This is a genomic window from Streptomyces sp. NBC_01257 (assembly GCF_035917255.1).
In the GTDB taxonomy this organism is placed as follows: domain Bacteria; phylum Actinomycetota; class Actinomycetes; order Streptomycetales; family Streptomycetaceae; genus Streptomyces.
Window position 1 is genome coordinate 4,625,711 of sequence record NZ_CP108472.1, and the last position, 16,055, is coordinate 4,641,765.

19 protein-coding genes are annotated in these 16,055 nt (G+C 69.9%); 9 read left to right on the plus strand and 10 right to left on the minus strand.

Annotation, left to right across the window (positions count from 1 at the left end):
• The first annotated feature begins 41 nt into the window (after positions 1-41).
• Both OG408_RS19860 and OG408_RS19865 read left to right on the plus strand, forming a co-directional pair.
• Positions 42-1,172 carry an NADAR family protein gene (locus OG408_RS19860; RefSeq protein WP_326671103.1) on the plus strand — a complete coding sequence of 377 codons (1,131 nt, stop codon included), beginning with the start codon at positions 42-44 and terminating at the stop codon, positions 1,170-1,172.
• A gap of 41 nt (positions 1,173-1,213) precedes the next feature.
• A complete protein-coding gene (locus tag OG408_RS19865) occupies positions 1,214-2,596 on the plus strand; it encodes a serine hydrolase domain-containing protein (RefSeq protein ID WP_326671105.1) in 1,383 nt (460 codons plus the stop codon).
• A 32-nt stretch (positions 2,597-2,628) separates the two neighbouring features.
• Here the strand turns inward: OG408_RS19865 and OG408_RS19870 are convergent, their stop codons facing one another.
• Genes OG408_RS19870 through OG408_RS19880 form a run of 3 tightly spaced genes read right to left on the minus strand, consistent with a single transcriptional unit; the run spans position 2,629 to position 4,769 of the window.
• Positions 2,629-3,792 (minus strand): winged helix DNA-binding domain-containing protein, encoded by a 1,164-nt coding sequence (locus tag OG408_RS19870; RefSeq protein ID WP_326671106.1) that lies wholly within the window; start codon positions 3,790-3,792, stop codon positions 2,629-2,631.
• Positions 3,793-3,820: 28 nt separating this feature from the next.
• The gene (locus OG408_RS19875) at positions 3,821-4,273 is read right to left on the minus strand and encodes a GNAT family N-acetyltransferase (RefSeq protein WP_285572251.1); all 453 of its coding nucleotides are present in this window, start codon (positions 4,271-4,273) and stop codon (positions 3,821-3,823) included.
• Between the two features lie 37 nt (positions 4,274-4,310).
• Entirely contained in the window at positions 4,311-4,769 is a 459-nt protein-coding gene (locus OG408_RS19880; RefSeq protein WP_266780421.1) for a MarR family winged helix-turn-helix transcriptional regulator, read from the minus strand.
• Between the two features lie 140 nt (positions 4,770-4,909).
• Between OG408_RS19880 and OG408_RS19885 the strand changes: the two genes are divergently transcribed.
• The 3 genes from OG408_RS19885 to OG408_RS19895 all read left to right on the plus strand — a co-directional run bounded on the left by OG408_RS19885 (position 4,910) and on the right by OG408_RS19895 (position 7,303).
• Positions 4,910-6,121 carry an MFS transporter gene (locus tag OG408_RS19885; RefSeq protein WP_266780422.1) on the plus strand — a complete coding sequence of 404 codons (1,212 nt, stop codon included), beginning with the start codon at positions 4,910-4,912 and terminating at the stop codon, positions 6,119-6,121.
• 55 nt (positions 6,122-6,176) lie between these two features.
• A complete protein-coding gene (locus tag OG408_RS19890; protein WP_285572247.1) occupies positions 6,177-6,602 on the plus strand; it encodes a GlcG/HbpS family heme-binding protein in 426 nt (141 codons plus the stop codon).
• A gap of 71 nt (positions 6,603-6,673) precedes the next feature.
• Positions 6,674-7,303: a hypothetical protein gene (locus OG408_RS19895; RefSeq protein ID WP_326671110.1), complete on the plus strand. Its 630-nt coding sequence runs from the start codon at positions 6,674-6,676 to the stop codon at positions 7,301-7,303.
• A gap of 60 nt (positions 7,304-7,363) precedes the next feature.
• Here OG408_RS19895 and OG408_RS19900 read toward each other — a convergent pair whose 3' ends face one another.
• From OG408_RS19900 to OG408_RS19925, 6 genes are all read right to left on the minus strand, one after another.
• A complete protein-coding gene (locus OG408_RS19900) occupies positions 7,364-8,251 on the minus strand; it encodes a GNAT family N-acetyltransferase (RefSeq protein WP_326671112.1) in 888 nt (295 codons plus the stop codon).
• A gap of 5 nt (positions 8,252-8,256) precedes the next feature.
• Positions 8,257-8,784 carry a DUF2269 domain-containing protein gene (locus OG408_RS19905; RefSeq protein WP_266780426.1) on the minus strand — a complete coding sequence of 176 codons (528 nt, stop codon included), beginning with the start codon at positions 8,782-8,784 and terminating at the stop codon, positions 8,257-8,259.
• 211 nt (positions 8,785-8,995) lie between these two features.
• Complete coding sequence (locus OG408_RS19910; protein WP_266780427.1) at positions 8,996-9,475, minus strand: NUDIX domain-containing protein; 480 nt, start codon at positions 9,473-9,475, stop codon at positions 8,996-8,998.
• Positions 9,476-9,538: 63 nt separating this feature from the next.
• Entirely contained in the window at positions 9,539-10,435 is an 897-nt protein-coding gene (locus tag OG408_RS19915; protein ID WP_266780428.1) for a LysR family transcriptional regulator, read from the minus strand.
• Positions 10,436-10,720: 285 nt separating this feature from the next.
• On the minus strand, positions 10,721-11,851 hold the full coding sequence (locus tag OG408_RS19920; RefSeq protein ID WP_266780429.1) for a cystathionine gamma-lyase: 1,131 nt from the start codon (positions 11,849-11,851) through the stop codon (positions 10,721-10,723).
• 68 nt (positions 11,852-11,919) lie between these two features.
• A complete protein-coding gene (locus OG408_RS19925; protein ID WP_266780430.1) occupies positions 11,920-12,297 on the minus strand; it encodes a phage holin family protein in 378 nt (125 codons plus the stop codon).
• A 68-nt stretch (positions 12,298-12,365) separates the two neighbouring features.
• On the opposite strand from OG408_RS19925, the gene OG408_RS19930 reads away from it, so the two are divergent.
• The 4 genes from OG408_RS19930 to OG408_RS19945 all read left to right on the plus strand — a co-directional run bounded on the left by OG408_RS19930 (position 12,366) and on the right by OG408_RS19945 (position 14,584).
• The gene (locus OG408_RS19930; protein ID WP_266780431.1) at positions 12,366-12,683 is read left to right on the plus strand and encodes a cupin domain-containing protein; all 318 of its coding nucleotides are present in this window, start codon (positions 12,366-12,368) and stop codon (positions 12,681-12,683) included.
• A gap of 126 nt (positions 12,684-12,809) precedes the next feature.
• Positions 12,810-13,022 carry a DUF5326 family protein gene (locus OG408_RS19935; RefSeq protein WP_266780432.1) on the plus strand — a complete coding sequence of 71 codons (213 nt, stop codon included), beginning with the start codon at positions 12,810-12,812 and terminating at the stop codon, positions 13,020-13,022.
• Positions 13,023-13,274: 252 nt separating this feature from the next.
• A complete protein-coding gene (locus tag OG408_RS19940) occupies positions 13,275-14,045 on the plus strand; it encodes an IclR family transcriptional regulator (RefSeq protein ID WP_285572232.1) in 771 nt (256 codons plus the stop codon).
• Between the two features lie 101 nt (positions 14,046-14,146).
• Positions 14,147-14,584 carry an SsgA family sporulation/cell division regulator gene (locus OG408_RS19945; RefSeq protein WP_114245561.1) on the plus strand — a complete coding sequence of 146 codons (438 nt, stop codon included), beginning with the start codon at positions 14,147-14,149 and terminating at the stop codon, positions 14,582-14,584.
• 80 nt (positions 14,585-14,664) lie between these two features.
• On the opposite strand, the gene OG408_RS19950 is transcribed toward OG408_RS19945, so the two are convergent.
• Positions 14,665-15,996, minus strand: a complete 1,332-nt coding sequence (locus OG408_RS19950; RefSeq protein ID WP_326671118.1) for a YibE/F family protein — start codon at positions 15,994-15,996, stop codon at positions 14,665-14,667.
• Positions 15,997-16,055: the final 59 nt, after the last annotated feature.

Genomic DNA, 16,055 nt, shown 5'->3' on the forward strand with positions numbered 1-16,055 from the left:
AGTAGCGTGCGCCCATGACTTGGCGGGGACCGACCTATCGGATGGTGGACGGAGAGAGGATCGGCGGGGCCTGGTGCCACGTCTGGCGGCGGTATCGACCGGACGGTGAGTACTACCTCGACGACCTGGTCGTCTTCGCGGACGGAGCGATCAGCTGCGGAGAAGGTACGGACCTCGCCGGCCTCGCGGAATTGCTGGCAAGGGGCTGGCTGGCGGCGACCGATCCTGAGGCTCCACCGCTTCCCGACGAGCCGTCGAAGTGGGCCTCTCGGCGCGGCGAACCGCTGACGCCGGAGGGGTTCCTCCTGGAAGTCGCTGACCGCATCGAGGAACTCAATGAACGGCCAACAGCCGGGCAGCGTTGCTGGGATGCGATCCGGCGCTTCCAGCGGGAGCCGGACGAGTCCAACCGGGCACTTCTCCGGGCGGCGTATCTGTCGGTGCCACCGCATCTTCGGATCTATGTCCTCGGAGACATGGACCGCCAGGACCGTCCCTTGCGGATCCTGCTCACGAACGTTGGCGAGGCCGTCGGCGGCGATGGTCCGGTAGTGACAGCGGAGATGCATCAGGGCGTCCTGGACTACTTCGGCCGCGGAGACGAGGGAGTCGAGAGCGAGCAGGAACAGCGAGCCGTCCGGCATTCCGACGATCCTTCAGAACCCGGCCGACCGGCTCTCGTCTCGCACGAGACCGTGTACCCACAGGGGTGGCCCGAGCAGCCGGGTCTGTTCATGCTCCGCAACGACTTCCCTGCCCGGATCGTGTTCGCCGGCGAGTCCTATGCGTCCGTACTGCACGGGTACTGGGCGCTGTCGGCGGCGGACGCCTCCGACAGAGGCAGGATCCGGGACGCGGCCTCCGGCAGAGAGGCGCATGACCTGGGTGGCCGGGCAGCGCACCGGAGCGACTGGCCCGACGTACGGCTCGCGGTGATGGCAGGGCTCGTCCGCGCGAAGTTCACCCAGCACCCTGAACTCGCCGAGGTCCTCGTCTCCACAGGGGACGCCAGGATCAGCTACACCGGCCTCTCGGACTCACCATTCTGGAGAGACGCCCCCGACGCCCGGGGACGCAACTGGATGGGGCGGTTGCTCGAACTGACCCGTTCGGAGCTCGTCGCCCGGCGATTGCTCCGGCCCGAGGAGACCCCCGCGTCCGGGCGACGGTAAATGAGGTCGCCGTGCGCCGGTGGGGGAGGTACTTGTTGACGATGACTTCTCCCGCTGAACCATTGCTTCCCGGTACGCGGCGCGCGCTGCTGCACCGCATCGCCACCGCTCAGGCCCAGGGGCGCTCGCCCTCGGTGGTCGCTGCCGTACAACGACAGGGGCGGATGGTCTGGGACGGCTCCCGCAGCTGTGTCGACGGCCATGCACCGGATACGGACACCCAGTTCAGGATCGGTTCCCTCACCAAGACGTTCACTGCCGTTCTGGTCCTGCGGCTGCGGGACGAGGGTCTGCTGGACCTGGCCGATCCGCTGGAGAAGCACCTGCCCGGCACCGGCGTGGGTGACGTCACGATCCATCAGCTGCTCGGCCACAGCGCCGGGCTGGCCGCGGAGTCGCCGGCGCCGTGGTGGGAGCGGACTCCCGGGAGTCTGCGTCCGGAGCTGGCGGACGTGCTCGGCGAGCAGACCAGGATGCACCTTCCGGGGCGCCGGCATCACTATTCGAACCCGGGCTACACACTGCTCGGGGCGCTGATCGAAGCGGTACGCGGAGCATCGTGGGCGGAGGTGCTGCGCACCGAGATCCTGGAGCCGCTGAGCATGCTCCGGACGACCCCGCAGGAGCAGGCCCCGCACGCCGGCGGCTGGGCCGTCCATCCGTGGGCGGATGTCATGCTGCCCGAACCGGCCGAGGACCTCGGGCTGATGGCGCCGGCCGGGCAGCTCTGGTCCACCACCGCAGACCTTCTCCGCTTCGCCGCCTTCCTGGCCGAGGGGGACGACCGGGTGCTCGCCGCCGCGTCCGTGGCGGAGATGAGGGAGCCGTCGGCTCCGCCCGAGTCGGGGGACTGGGACGGGCACTACGGTCTGGGGCTGCAGGTGATCCGCAGGAACGGCCGTACGCTCGTCGGGCACACGGGCTCGCTCCCCGGTTTCCTGGCCGCTCTCTGGATCAGCGTCGAGGACGATGTGGCGGCTGTCATGTTCGCCAACATCACGTCCGGGCTGCTGGTCGGTGAGGTGGCCGCCGAACTCGTGGACATCGTCGCGGAGGCCGAACCCCGTATCCCCGAGCCATGGCGCCCGCTGCCCGAAGTGGATCAGGATCTGCTGGCGCTGACCGGCCCGTGGTACTGGGGCACGCGTGCCAACGTCCTCCGGCTGACTCCCGACCGTGGGCTGGAACTGCAGCCCCTGAACGGCCGGGGCCGGGGTGCGCGGTTCACCGCTCGTCCGGACGGCAGCTGGATCGGGCTGGACGGCTATTACGCGGGGGAGATGCTGCGGCTCGTACGGAACGAGGACGGCAGCGTGAGCCATCTGGATCTGGGGTCGTTCGTCTTCACGCGTGAGCCGTACGATCCGGCGGCGGCCGTTCCGGGCGGAGTGGACCCGGACGGCTGGCGCGGGCTGGGCAGTTGAGCATCCGTTTCACGTGAAACAGGCGCGGCGGCTCAGGCCGTCAGCTCCCGTTCCAGCGGGGTGCGGAAGCGGGGTGTGATCCGCGCTTCCCCCACCCAGCCCGCCAGCCGGGACGCCTCCGCCTCGACCGCCGCGGAGGCGTCCCGGCCGGCGTCGGTGAGCAACCGCCAGACCGGCTCCCCGGTGGCTCGCTGGGCCCAGCCGCCGATGATCTGCCCGTTCCACCACACGGTGGGCCCGATGTTGCCGGAGCGGTCGAAGAGTGCCGCCCGGTGCTCGGCCGGGAGGTGGAAACCACGGTCGGCCCATCCCATGGCGCTGGGGTCGAGGGCGGGCAGCAGCGCCGCCCAGGGCTCGGGCTCCGGGTCGGGCGCGACGTCCTGTGGTGCGACCCATGCCGTGGCGCCACTGTCGAGGAGTACCTCTTCCGCTCCCGCGGCCGCCAGCGCCTTACGGACCTGGCCGAGCCCCCAGCCCGTCCACCACTTGAGGTCGCTCTCGGATGCGGGGCCGTACGCGCGGAGCCAGCGCAGTGCCAACTCCGCCTGAGCCCGGCCGGGTTCCTCGACGGGCCGGGGCTCGGACGCCGTCCAGCGGAACTGGCTCGACGTCCAGGAGCCGCGGGGCCGGTCCCGGCGGATCCGCCCTTCGGCGGCGAGGACACGGATGACGCGCGAGGCCACGCCCTGGACCGCCTCCTGCTTCTTGCCGGGGAACAGCGTGATCTTGGTGCGCAGGGCGGGTACGGCGGCGGAGAGCTCGCTGCCCGTGGCGGACCCCCGGGCCGTCAGAACCGCGAGGGCGGCCTTCTCGGTGCCGGCCAGCCACTGCTCGTCGAGCCCGTTGCCGTCCTCCGCCAGGTGCTTCAGGAGGTTCCGGCGTTCCTTGGCGGCGACAGCGCGCGCATTCGACGCCTCGACGTGCGGGGCCGCCTCGGCCGACACGACGAACAGGGTGTTGCGCATGGAGAGCAGCCGGACCAGCGAGACGTCCTCGTAGAGGCATGCCTCCACGGCGGCGGCCCCGGGCGCCCGGAGCCGTGCGCAGGCGGACAGGAAGACGGTGGCGGCGTCGGTGGCGTGCAGGGCGACGACGGCGTCGGCCACGGCAACGGGGGACTCCGACCGCACGGAGGGGGCCAGGAGGTGGCGCCGGCCGATCCTGATGCGGCGCTGTTCGTCGCTGATGCGGTGCACAGTCGACTCCTTGGAGGCGGGGCTGCGGTCAGAGGGTGAGCTTGAAGCCCACATGGCTGGCGACGAAGCCGAGCCGTTCGTAGAAGCGATGGGCGTCGGTCCGGGTCGTGTCGGATGTCAGCTGGACCAACTGGCATTCCTGGCGCCGGGATTCGTCCACTGCCCACTGGATCAACTGGGTGCCGAGACCGCTGCCGCGTTCGTCCGCGTGGACGCGGACGCCCTCGATCACGGAACGGGTCGAGCCGCGCCGGGAGAGGCCGGGGATCACTGTCAGCTGCAGCGTCCCGACGACGCGGTCCGCGCGCACGGCGACCATCAGATGCTGGTGGGGATCGCCGGCCAGCCGCCTGAACGCCGCGAGGTAGGGGCTCAGGTCGTCCGGCGACTCGCGTTGGGCACCCAGCGGATCGTCGGCGAGCATGGCCACGATCTCGGCGAGATCACCGGTGGCCGCGGGGCGTATTTCCAGATCGCTCATGATCGACAGCCTACGCCGCGGGTTCACGGCAGGGCCCTTACACGGGGACCTTCAGCTCCTCGACCGTCCGGACGAGCGGGGCCAGTTCGGGGTTCTTGGCGGCCTCGTCCAGCGCAGCGCGCAGCGCGGTGTCGTTGGTGGGCCGGGCCTCGGAGAGCAGGGTGAGGCCGGCCTCGGTGACATCGGTGTAGATGCCCCTGCGGTCGGTGTCGCAGAGGTACCGGGTGAGCAGCCCCCGGTCCTCCAGGCGGGTGACCAGCCGGGTGGTGGCGCTCTGGCTGAGCACGACGGCGTCGGCCACCTGCTTCATCTGCAGATGTCCGCCCGGCCCGTTGTGCTGCCGGCTCAGGACGTCCAGCAGGGAGTACTCCCGCACGCTCAGGCCGTGCCCGGTCTGGAGGGCTCGCTCGATATGGGCCTCGATCTTCCCGTGGAGCAGGGAGAGCGCGCACCAGCCCTGGGAAAGGGCGGTCAGTGCCGGGTCCGTCGCTGTCATGGGTCTCTCCTCCGTGGCGGAGCTGCTTGCGTCCAGGATAGGCGACGACCGCAATAGCCCGCGCTTGCAATTAGCCCGCGTCTGCAATTATTGTGGACGCTCGTAAGGCGCAGACGCAATCTCCAGGGAAGGTAGAACCCATGCCGCTCGCGCTCCTCGCCCTCGCCATCGGGGCATTCGGTATCGGAACCACCGAGTTCGTGATCATGGGGCTTCTCCCCGAGGTGGCTGCGGACTTCCAGGTCTCGATCCCCACCGCGGGGTTCCTCGTCACCGGCTACGCGCTAGGTGTAGTCCTCGGAGCCCCGCTGATGACCGTCCTCGGCACCAGGGTCAGCCGCAAACGCATGCTGATGATCCTCATGGGCCTGTTCATCATCGGCAACGTCGTCTCCGCGACCGCCCCCGTCTTCGGGGTGATGCTCGCCGGCCGGGTGATCGCCTCGCTCGCCCACGGTGCGTTCTTCGGCATCGGCTCGGTGGTGGCGGCCGGACTGGTCGCCCCGCAGAAGAAGGCCGGCGCCATCGCCATGATGTTCACCGGCCTCACCGTCGCCAACGTCGTCGGTGTGCCGCTGGGCACCTATATCGGCCAGAACGCCGGATGGCGGAGCACGTTCTTCGTCGTCGCCGCGCTCGGTGTCATCGGTCTGCTCGGTGTCGCCAAGCTCGTACCCGAGCAGCCCCGCCCCGAAGGCGTCCGGATCCGCCACGAGCTCGCGGCCTTCCGCAACGTGCAGGTGCTGCTCGCCATGGCGATGACCGTGCTGGGCTTCGGCGGAGTCTTCGCCGCGATCACCTACATCACGCCGATGATGACCGAGATCGCCGGCTACTCGGCCTCCTCCGTCACCTGGCTGCTGGTGCTCTTCGGACTCGGCATGGTCGGAGGCAACCTGCTCGGCGGCAAGTTCGCCGACCGCCATCTGATGCCTCTGCTGTACGTGTCGCTGGGCTCCCTGGCGGTCGTCCTGTCGCTGTTCACGCTGACCGCCCACAACAAGATCGCGGCAGCCGTCACCATCGTCCTGATCGGCGGCCTGGGCTTCGCGACCGTGCCCCCGCTGCAGAAGCGCGTGCTCGACCAGGCGGCCGGCGCTCCGACGCTCGCCTCCGCGGTGAACATCGGTGCCTTCAACCTCGGCAACGCCCTGTCCGCATGGATCGGCGGCATCGTCATCGCCGCCGGACTCGGCTACACCGCACCCAACTGGGTCGGCGCGGCACTCGCCGCCTCCGCCCTGGTGCTCGCCGTCGTCTCCAGCACCCTGGAGCGCCGGACGGCCACCCGCGGCCGTCTCGTGGCCGCCCACGTCCCGGAGCCTGCCGCCGTACCCGCGGCCCGGCACTGAGCACCCCTGATCCCCCCACTCCCCTTCCCACGCACCACATCTAGGAGCAACCCCCATGAGCACCCTCTCCACCGCCGTAGCCCCGCTGACCACGCAGGACGCGGAGGCGCTGATCGAAGCGGCCCGTACCGCCGCCGAGACCGCAGGCGTCGCGGCAGCCGTCACGGTCCTCGACGCGGGCGGTCACCTGCTGGCCTTCCGCCGCGACGACCGGGCCGTCCTGATCGCAGGCGAGACCAGCACCCGCAAGGCGTACACGGCGCTGCAGCTCAACGCCCCCACGGCCGACCTCGTCGACGCGGTCCAGCCGGGCGGCCTCTTCCACACCCTGCCGACCGCACTCGACCGGCCGCTGCTCTTCATCGCCGGTGGCGTCCCGGTCCACCGCGACGGCCGCCTGATCGGCGCGATCGGGGTCGGTGGCGGCGCTCCCGAGCAGGACCACGGGTTCGCGACGACCGCCGTCGCCGGTCTCCTCTGAGGTCCCGTCCGCCCTGCACGCAGGGGTAATTCGCTGGTGTCAGCTCCCATGTGGCCGGAGAATCTCCGCACATGGGAGCTGACATTCACGGGTTCGTCGAGTGCCGGACCCGATGGGCGGATCCGGCGGACGCGTGGACGGCGGCCGTCGATCTCGACCTGCTGTACATGGGCCAGGACTACGACGCGTTCGGCTGCCTGTTCGGTGTGCGCAACCACGCCGGCTTCGCTCCGCTCGCCGCGGACCGGGGGCTGCCGGGGCAGATCTCCGGCGCCGCTCGCGCGGAACTCGATGACTGGGGCGCCGACGCCCACAGCCTCAGCTGGATCTCGTGGGGCGAAGTGAAACGCGTCGACTGGGACGAGCCGGCCGAGACCACGGACCGGCGGGTCCACGCGTACGAAGTCGTGGACGGCGCGTGGACCCTCGTCTCCAAGGCGGTCTGGAGTGCCCGCTTCGCGCGGGTCGCCGGACTGCCGGCCGATCCGGTGACCGACGCGAGCGAGGGCGACGGCCGCGAGGACTGGCCGGAGGGAACCGAGTGGCGCGACGGTGACCGCCTCTACCGGGTGGAGCGGATGACCCGGCGCGAGGCGGTGCGGCCTGACGGCGAGTGGAAGCCGGTGTGGTCCGTGATGGAAGCCCTCGCCGCCGTCCACGGGGACGAGAACGTCCGGCTCACCGTGTGGTTCGACAACTGAGCGAGGGCGTTCCCCCGAGGGTCCGCGGCCGGACGGTTCGGATCGAACCCCTGCCCGGCGTCAGCCCGTCGCCACGCTCAGCGGCGCGAAGCGGCGTGCCCGGTCCCCCGGCAGCTCCGATGCCCCGAGGATCATCACCGTGGTCGCCGAGCCGGACTCCAGCCCGCACTCCTTGAACCAGTCCAGCAACTCCTTGTGGCGGGCGTCGATGTCCGCACGCAGCGGCCGGTCCGTCGCCCCGGCCAGTGACGCCACGAGCAGCTTCGCCGTGGCGGTGTCCCGCGCGATCAGCGGGCCGACCGCATGGCTCTCCGCGCTGGGCCAGAGTGCGGCGTAGCCGATCAGTTCCCCGCCGTCCTCGGCCACTCGAAGATGGTCGGCGAAAGCGGGGAGACGGGCCAGGATGTGCGTCCGGTCGAGGCCGAAGGCATCCGCGTCCAGGCGGAGCATGGCCTGCAGGTCTCCCGCCGATGCGGGGCGAACCGTCGGCCCCGCACCGCCTGCCGGGCCGGGAGGCGTCGCCACCGTGGGCCGGAACAGCCCGCTCACCCGCTCGGTCCGGCCCACGGCCAGGAACCCGAGCTCCTCGTAGAGCGGCCTGCCCGCATCCGTCGCGTGGAGGCTGAGGGGGACGTCCCCGGCCGATTCGATCACCTTCTGCATCAGGTGCCGCCCGATGCCCTGCCGGGCGTGGCGTCCGGCGACGAGCAGCATGCCGATGGCCGCCATGCGGGGCCCGTACGGGGTCACCACACACGTAGCCATCAGGCCTCTGCCCTCGGGATCGTCGATGCCGTAGACCGTGCTCGCAGCCAGCAGCAGGCCCCACCGGTGCTCATCGCGCGGCCAGCCGCGGTCCTCGCTGAGATCGGCGCACGGGACCAGATCGTCCCGGGTGAGGCGCCGCAGGGGCAGATCGGCGAGCGGGCGGGGCAGTGAGCGGGACATAGGGGTCAGGCTGTCCGACGCAGTGATCGCTCGTCCACCGCTTTAACGGATCTGGCCGAGACGCGTAGCCGTCGGCCGCGCCGGGTCGGCCCCCATGGCTTCAGCACGGAGATCGCTGTCATGAAGAGATAGGCCGCCGTGGCCACCGACGGAGCGGCGACCATGCTGATGTCGGCAGCTCCGCGCTCCGCGGCTTCGTTGATGCCGGGTCGCAGTGAGAAGACCGTCAGGCCGGTCGTCACCAGAGTGAGCCAGAACTTCGTCCAGACCCAGCGGTGCCTGGCCAGCCCCCAGGGGGTGCCGAGCGAAAGGATCAAGCCGCTGACCAGGGTGGCCAGCGCGATCGGGATGACCAGCCAGTCACCGAAGATCTTCATGGCCCGGGTGGCGGCCCGCGCGGTTTCGGGATCTCCGGTGGAGAAGGCGGTGATACCGAGGGCCAGCAGACCGACGGTGAGACCGAGCCAGCTGACGGATACCGACACATGGGCGACGAGGAGGCCTCTGCGGGTGTGGCGCTTGAGTGGTTTCACGTGAAACACGGTGCCGGGGGCCGGGTGCCGGGTCATCTGACGAGGGGAGTATCCCCGCGTACTGGCTTCGGCGTATGGCCAGCGCGCGAAGCCGGCCCGCCCAGGCGATGTGGGCGCCACAAGGCCCGTCTGAAGCCTGCCCGTCACGCCGAATGAGGCCCAACCGGGCCCGCGGACCACCCTGAACCGGGCCCGCGGATGGAGCCGCGGATCAGCCCAGGTCAGGTGCGTGCATCGCGCGGACGCCCTCGATGTTGCCGTCCAGGTAGTGCCGCAGCGACAGCGGCACGAGGTGCACGGCAGCGATCCCGACCCGGCTGAACGGCACGCGCACGACGTCGTACTCCCCGCAGGGGTCGTCGATCTCGGGGCCGTGCCGCAGGGAGAGGTCCATCGACTCGAGCCGGCAGACGAAGAAGTGCTGGACCTTGACGCCCTTCACCCCGCCGCCCTCGATGTGTTCCACCGTGTCGACGAAGCAGGGCACCACGTCAGTGATCTTGGCGCCGAGCTCCTCGTCCAGCTCGCGGTGCAGGGCTTCGACGACGGTGGCGTCCTCGGGCTCGACCCCGCCACCCGGTGTGAGCCAGTACGGGTCGACCCCCGGCTTGGTGCGCTTGATGAGGATGAGGTCGTTGCCATCGAGCAGGACGGCGCGTGCGGTGCGCTTGACCACAGGACGTTCGGTCATGGCAAGAGAGTGGCCCGCAGAACCGCTTCTGAAACACCAAGGGGCTGCTGGGCCCTCCTGCGGTCACCAGTCGGCCGCGGAACGCAGCAGCAAATCGTGCGCCCGAGCGACATGCGGCAGCGCGAGCGTGCCGGTGCGCGCGGCGAGGAAGTAGGTGCGCAGCGGTGGCACCGGCGGATCGAGGAGCGCCACCACCTCGCCCCGCTCCAGTGCCTCCTCGCACAGATAGCGCGGCAGCACGGCAAGTCCGGCCCCCGCCGCCGCGCATTCCAGGACCGCCCGCAGATCCGGCGCGATGACGGCTCCGGCCGCCGCGGGCCGGCTGTCGAAGACCGCCGCCCAGTAACGGGAGACGAGCGGCAGGCTCTCGTGCACCTCCACCACCGGCAGCTGCTCCAGGACCACCGGGCCGTTGCGCCGCAGCGTTCCCGGCCCGAGGCGCCCGGCCCAGCGCGGTGCGGCGATCAGGACGTGCTCCTCGTCGCAGAGCGGCGTCGCGGTGAGCAGTTCGCCGCGCGGCCGGGCCGTCACGATGGCCAGGTCGTGGTGGCCGGCGGCCAGGCCCTCCAGCGTCTCGTCGGTGTCCGCCGAGAACGAGGTGCGCAGAGAGAGGCCCTGGGCGATGAGCGGAGTGAGGGCGGGCAGGGCCCGCAGCGAGGTGAACTCCGGCGGTCCCGCCAGATGCAGCGTCCGTACGCCGGACTCCTCGTCGAGCTCGGTCTCGGCGATCTCCACCAGCGCGTCCAGATGCGGAGCCGCCCGGTGCGCGAGCTCGTCGCCGATGGTGGTCGGGGTCACACCGCGGGCCCGGCGGAGGAAGAGCGGGCGGCCCAGCTGCCGTTCCAGCGTACGGATCTGCGAGGTCACGGCGGGCTGGGAGAGGCCGAGGAGTGCGGCGGCGCGGGTGAACGAGCCGGCCCGGTGCACGGTGACGAAGGTACGCAGCAGGGCCAGATCCATCTCTTGTCCCCTCACCCTCGCGGCACCCCGGACCCGGACAACTATAAATATGTCGATAGGTCGCTGTCGCTACTGTGATTGGACACTGACGCAGAGTCAACTAGCCTTGTCGAGGCGGTTCTTCACACGGCGAACGCGTGGACGCTGAACGCCGCGGACGCGGCGGACGCTGCACGCGGCGAAAGCGAAGAGCCGGGACGGTCCGAGCCACGAGGGGGGAGGCTCGGACCGTCCGTACCGCACCGGGGCCTTTCCGGCGGTCCACGACCCCTTCGGCAGGGGCTCTCAGCGGGCGGTGACGGCCTCGGCAAGAGCCCGCTCGACATCGGCCACCAGGTCCGAGGCGTTCTCGGCGCCGACGGAGAAGCGGATGAAGCCTTCCGGTACGGCGTCGCCGCCCCATCGGGCCCGGCGTTCAGCGGTGGAACGTACGCCGCCGAAGCTGGTCGCGTCCTCGGCGAGGTGCAGCGCCGAGAGGAAACGCTCGGCGGTCCCCCGGTCGGCGAGGACGAACGACACCACGGAGCCGAAGCGCCGCATCTGCCGCACGGCGTTCGGGTAGGAGGGGTCGGTGGGCAGCCCGGGATAGCGCAGACCGCTCACCTCCGGGTGTGCGGCAAGGGTCTCGGCGAGGGTCAGGGCGTTCGCGCACTGCCGCTCGATCCGGAGTTCCAGCGTGGCCAGGGAGCGGTGGGCGAGCCAGGCCTCCATCGGCCCGGGGATGGCACCGACCACCTTGCGCCAGCGCCGCACCCCCGCAGCGAGCCCGGAATCGCGGCAGGTCACATGGCCGAGCAGGATGTCGCCGTGGCCGGTCATGCCCTTGGTGTCACTGGCCACCGAGAAGTCGGCGCCGAGCTCCAGCGGGCGCTGGCCGAGCGGGGTGGCGAGGGTGTTGTCGACAGCCACCAGTGTGCCGCCGGCGTGCGCCGCCTCGACGAGCCGCCGCACGTCGCAGACGTCGAGCCCGGGGTTGGACGGGGTCTCGATCCACAGGAGCTTCGCCCCCTCCAGGAGGGCCAGCTGGGCATCACCGCCCGTCGGTGCGGTCCGCACCTCGACGCCGTACTCCTCCAACTGCGCACGTACCAGCGGGAGGGCCTGGTAGCCGTCGTCGGGCAGGACGACGACGTCCCCGGTGCGCACCTGGGACATCAGCACGGCGGAGACCGCCGCCATGCCGGAGGCGAAGACCGTCGTCTCGACGCTCTCGCCCGGTGCTTCGAGCTCACCGATGGCCCGTTCCAGATGGGTCCAGGTCGGATTGGTGTCACGGCCGTAGGTGTACGGACCGGTCGGCTCTCCCGACAGGTGGAAGTGCGCTGCGAAGACCGGACCGGGGAGAGTGGGCTCGTACTGCTGCGGTTCCGGCAGGCCTGCCCGTACCGCGCGGGTTCCGTCGCCCATGCTGCTCATGCTGTTGTCCTCGCTTCTCTCCCCGGTCGGTCACCGGTCCTGCCTGCACTGTTTCAGGTATCCGGGAATCAGTCCTCGTCGGGCAGGACCACGTTCAGCGCCCAGGAGACGATCGAGATGATCAGACCGCCGAGGACGGCGGTCCAGAAGCCGTCGACATGGAAACTCAGGTCCAGTACGTCGGCCAGCCACGAGGTCAGCAGCAGCATCAGGGCGTTCACCACCAGGGTGATCAGCCCCAGGGTGAGGATGAAGAGCGGCAGTGTGAGCAGCTTCACCACCGGCTTGACCAGGAAGTTGACCAGACCGAAGATCAACGCGACCACGATCAGGGTCACCGTCTTGCGGCCGGTGCTGCCGCCGGTCAGCGTGATGTCCTGGAGCAGCCAGATGGCCACGGCCAGCGCACCCGCGTTGGCGATCGTCTTGACTACGAAATTCTTCATGTGTCTGATCGTGGCAGACATGATCGGTGGCGGACACCGGCTGGGCAGAGGCAAGGGGCGGACGGGCCATGAAGGCATTCAGACTGGACGAACTGGAGGCGGAACGAGCCGCCAACGACGGGGCTTATCTCCAGTTCGTCCGCGAACGCAACATGTCCGTCGGGCTGTACGCGCTGGACGCGGGTGAACTCGACCCGCAGCAGCCCCACAACCAGGACGAGGTCTATCTCGTCGTCAGCGGCCGCGCGTCGATCACCGTCGGCATGGAAACCACTCAGGTGGGCAGAGGAAGCGTGGTGTACGTACCCGCCGGAACCGCCCATAAGTTCCACCACATCACGGAGGACCTGCGCGTGATGGTGGTGTTCTCGCCGCCCGAGGGCTGAGCCGCCCCCCGGGGATCCCTAGGGGACGGATCAGGGGAGTTCAAGGGATCCGGAGGCCCCGCAGGCCACCCCCGCGCCTCTAGCATCGAAGCAGGAACTCACAGAGACGAGGTAAGGACGATGGCCGTGCGGGAGATATACGCGGGAATGCCCTGGTGGGTGAAGTGGATCGCGGTGCCCGTCATCGCGATCGTCGTGTTCGGGGGCCTGATCGCCAGCGTCGTCGGCTTCGTGATCGGCCTGCTGTTCAAGGTCCTGGTCTTCGTGATCCTGGTCGGCGGTCTCGTCTTCGTCGTACGGAAGTTCATGTCGTCCTCCTCCTCGCGAGGCGACTGGTAGCCGCGAAGGCCCGCGCACGACCGGCCGCCCGATTAGCCCAGCTGAGCTAAGCGGAATGCGAAACGGCACCCCGTCCGGATGCTCCCGATACAGTGGCAGTCCGCTGCCGCCGCCTGGGAAAGCACCGTCATTCGCCACCCTGACCAGTGGTTTGTACGGCATCCGGCCTTAGGGCCCCAGGCCTGCGGCAGATCTGTGGGGGCGGCCCCCACAGGCGGGCTGACCGCCCGTCACCATGCCTGGGGGTGACCGTTGACCACGGCATCGAGTACCGCCGTCCCGACGCTGATCGGATCGGTGCAGCGGGCGCTGAGGCTGCTGGAGGCTGTGGGCACCCATCGCGACGGGGCGCCGGCCAAGCAGCTCGCGAGGGAAGCGGGGCTTCCCCTTCCCACCGCCTACCACCTGCTGCGCACGCTGACGCACGAGGGCTATCTGCGCAGGGAGAACGGGGTCTTCCTGTTCGGCGCCGCCGCGGAGCGGCTGGTGGACGACGGCGCGCTGCAGAATCGTCGCAGCAGAATGACCCGCTCCCTGAGCCACTGGCGCGACATCATCGGCGCCCCGGTGTACTGCGCCGTCTACCGCGAGGGCGAGATCGAACTCGTCGCGGTCGCGGACACCCCCGCGATGCCGGCGGTGGAGGAGTGGGCCGCCTTCGGGGAGACCGGGCATGCCCACGCGATCGGCCAGTGTCTGCTGAGCCAGCTCGACGACCAGGCGCGCGAGGATCACCTCGACCGGCATCCGGTGGGCCCGCTGACGCGCTACTCGGTACGTGACCGCCCGGCACTCCTTGAGCGGCTTCGGGCACTTGAGCGTACGGAACCTGTCATCGAACGACAGGAGTACGCGCTCGGGACGGTCTGCGCGGCCATCCCGATCACGGCCGGATTCACGGCCGCCGCGATGGCTATTTCGGTCCCTCTCGACCAGGAAGATCGGTTGCTCCCCGCAGTCGAACGACTACGTGGCGAAGTGGCCAGCCTCTTGCGTTCGTTCGTGTTCTCTATCAGTATCTGAAAAATCACTCCTTGTGATCTGCTATCGCGTGCACCACGATGGCGTCAATAGGGCCATGGGGGATCATTCCTGGCCAGATTCATCTACTGCGGGGTTGAACGATGCGCGAGTCGGTTCAAGCTGAGGTCATGATGAGCTTCCTCGTCTCCGAGGAGCTCTCATTCCGTATCCCGGTGGAGCTCCGGTACGAAGTGTGCGATCCGTACGCGATCCGGATGACCTTCCATCTGCCCGGCGACGCCCCCGTCACCTGGGCTTTCGGCCGTGAGCTGCTGCTCGACGGTCTCAACAGCCCCAGTGGCGACGGCGATGTGCACATCGGGCCGACCGAGCCCGAAGGGCTGTCCGACGTCCACATCCGGCTCCAGGTGGGCGCCGACCGAGCGCTGTTCCGGGCCGGCACGGCGCCCCTTGTGGCATTTCTCGACCGGACGGACAAGCTCGTCCCGCTCGGACAGGAGTGCACGCTGGGTGACTTCGAGGGCAATCTGGAAGAGGCCCTGGGGCGGATTCTGGCCGAGGAACAGAACGCGGGCTGAACCGGGCCGTGCCCAGGACCTGCGTGCCGGTCGAACAGCACACCTGCCGAACGGGTGAATCGCTCTCCGTGTCCCGACCCTCAGGCCTTCACCCGCCGACGGCGTCCCCTGCCGCCCCGTACGGGTGCAGGAGCTCCGGCTTCCGCGCCGAGCCCTGTGCGGTCGGCGGAGACGACCAGCGCCGCGAGCGCGGTGGTCACCGGCACCGACGCGACCAGTCCGATCGAGCCGATCAGTGTGCGCACGATCTCCTCCGCCACCAGCTCGCTGTTGGCCACCGTCCCCACGCTGCTCTGGGCGATCGAGAACAGCAGCAGCAGCGGAAGCGCGGCGCCCGCATAGGCGAGCACCAGGGTGTTGACCACCGAGGCGATGTGATCGCGCCCGATTCTGATCCCTGCCCGGTAGAGCTTCTTCGCACTCATCGTCGGGTCCGCCTGATGAAGTTCCCAGACCGCGGATGTCTGGGTGACCGTCACGTCGTCGAGCACCCCCAGGGAGCCGATGATGACGCCGGCCAGCAGCAGACCGCTCATGTCGATGTGCGGATACAGGCCGTGGATGAGGCCGGTGTTGTCGTCGGTGTTCCCGCTCAGACTCGCCCAGCCGATGAAGAGCGAGCCGAGCAGCCCGATCAGCAGCAGTGAGATCAGGGTGCCGATGACGGCGACCGAGGTGCGGGCGGTCAGCCCGTGGCAGATGTAGAGCGCGATCAGCATGATGGCGCTGGCCCCGACCACCGCCACGACCAGCGGGTTCGAGCCCTGCAGGATAGCGGGGAGGATGAACAGGGTCAGTACGGCGAACGACAGGGCGAGCGCGACGAGCGCCATCACCCCGCGCATTCTGCCCACGGCCACCACCACCAGCGCGAAGATGCCGGCCAGCAGCATCAACGGGAACTTCCGGTTCACATCGGTCACGGAGTACTGGAGATCGTGGGGCGCGTCGGGGGCGTACGCGACGACGACGCCTTGTCCCTCGCGCAGTTGCCGGGGCGCGTCGGGCTGGACGACCTCGACGAACTTGCGGCCCTTGTCCTGACCGCTCGTGACCTCCACCGTGGCCTTCTCGCAGAGGCCGGTTCCGCCGCCCTGCTCCCCTGTCGGCGGTGGGGTCTCACCGCTGACTGGCACCTGGGAGGCGTTCACGTCCTTGCAGTCGACCTTGGCGACGCTCACCACCCGGCCCTGCTGGGTCTGCCGGTCGAACCCGACACCGGTGCGCTCGTGCGCCGGCGCACCTCCCGGCCAGAGCACCACGAGCCCGACGACGACCGCGGCCGCGAACGGGATCAACACGGCGGCGATCACCCGGCGCAGATGGGTGGAGACGGGTGCGGCGGGGCCGTGGCTGTGCGTGTGGGAGTGCTGATGGCCCTGCGTTTCGGGGGCGCTATGAGGGGACGTCACCGGCCGATCATCCCAAGAAGGGAGGAGGCCCTCTGTTCAGCTCGCCCACGGGGGCGCTA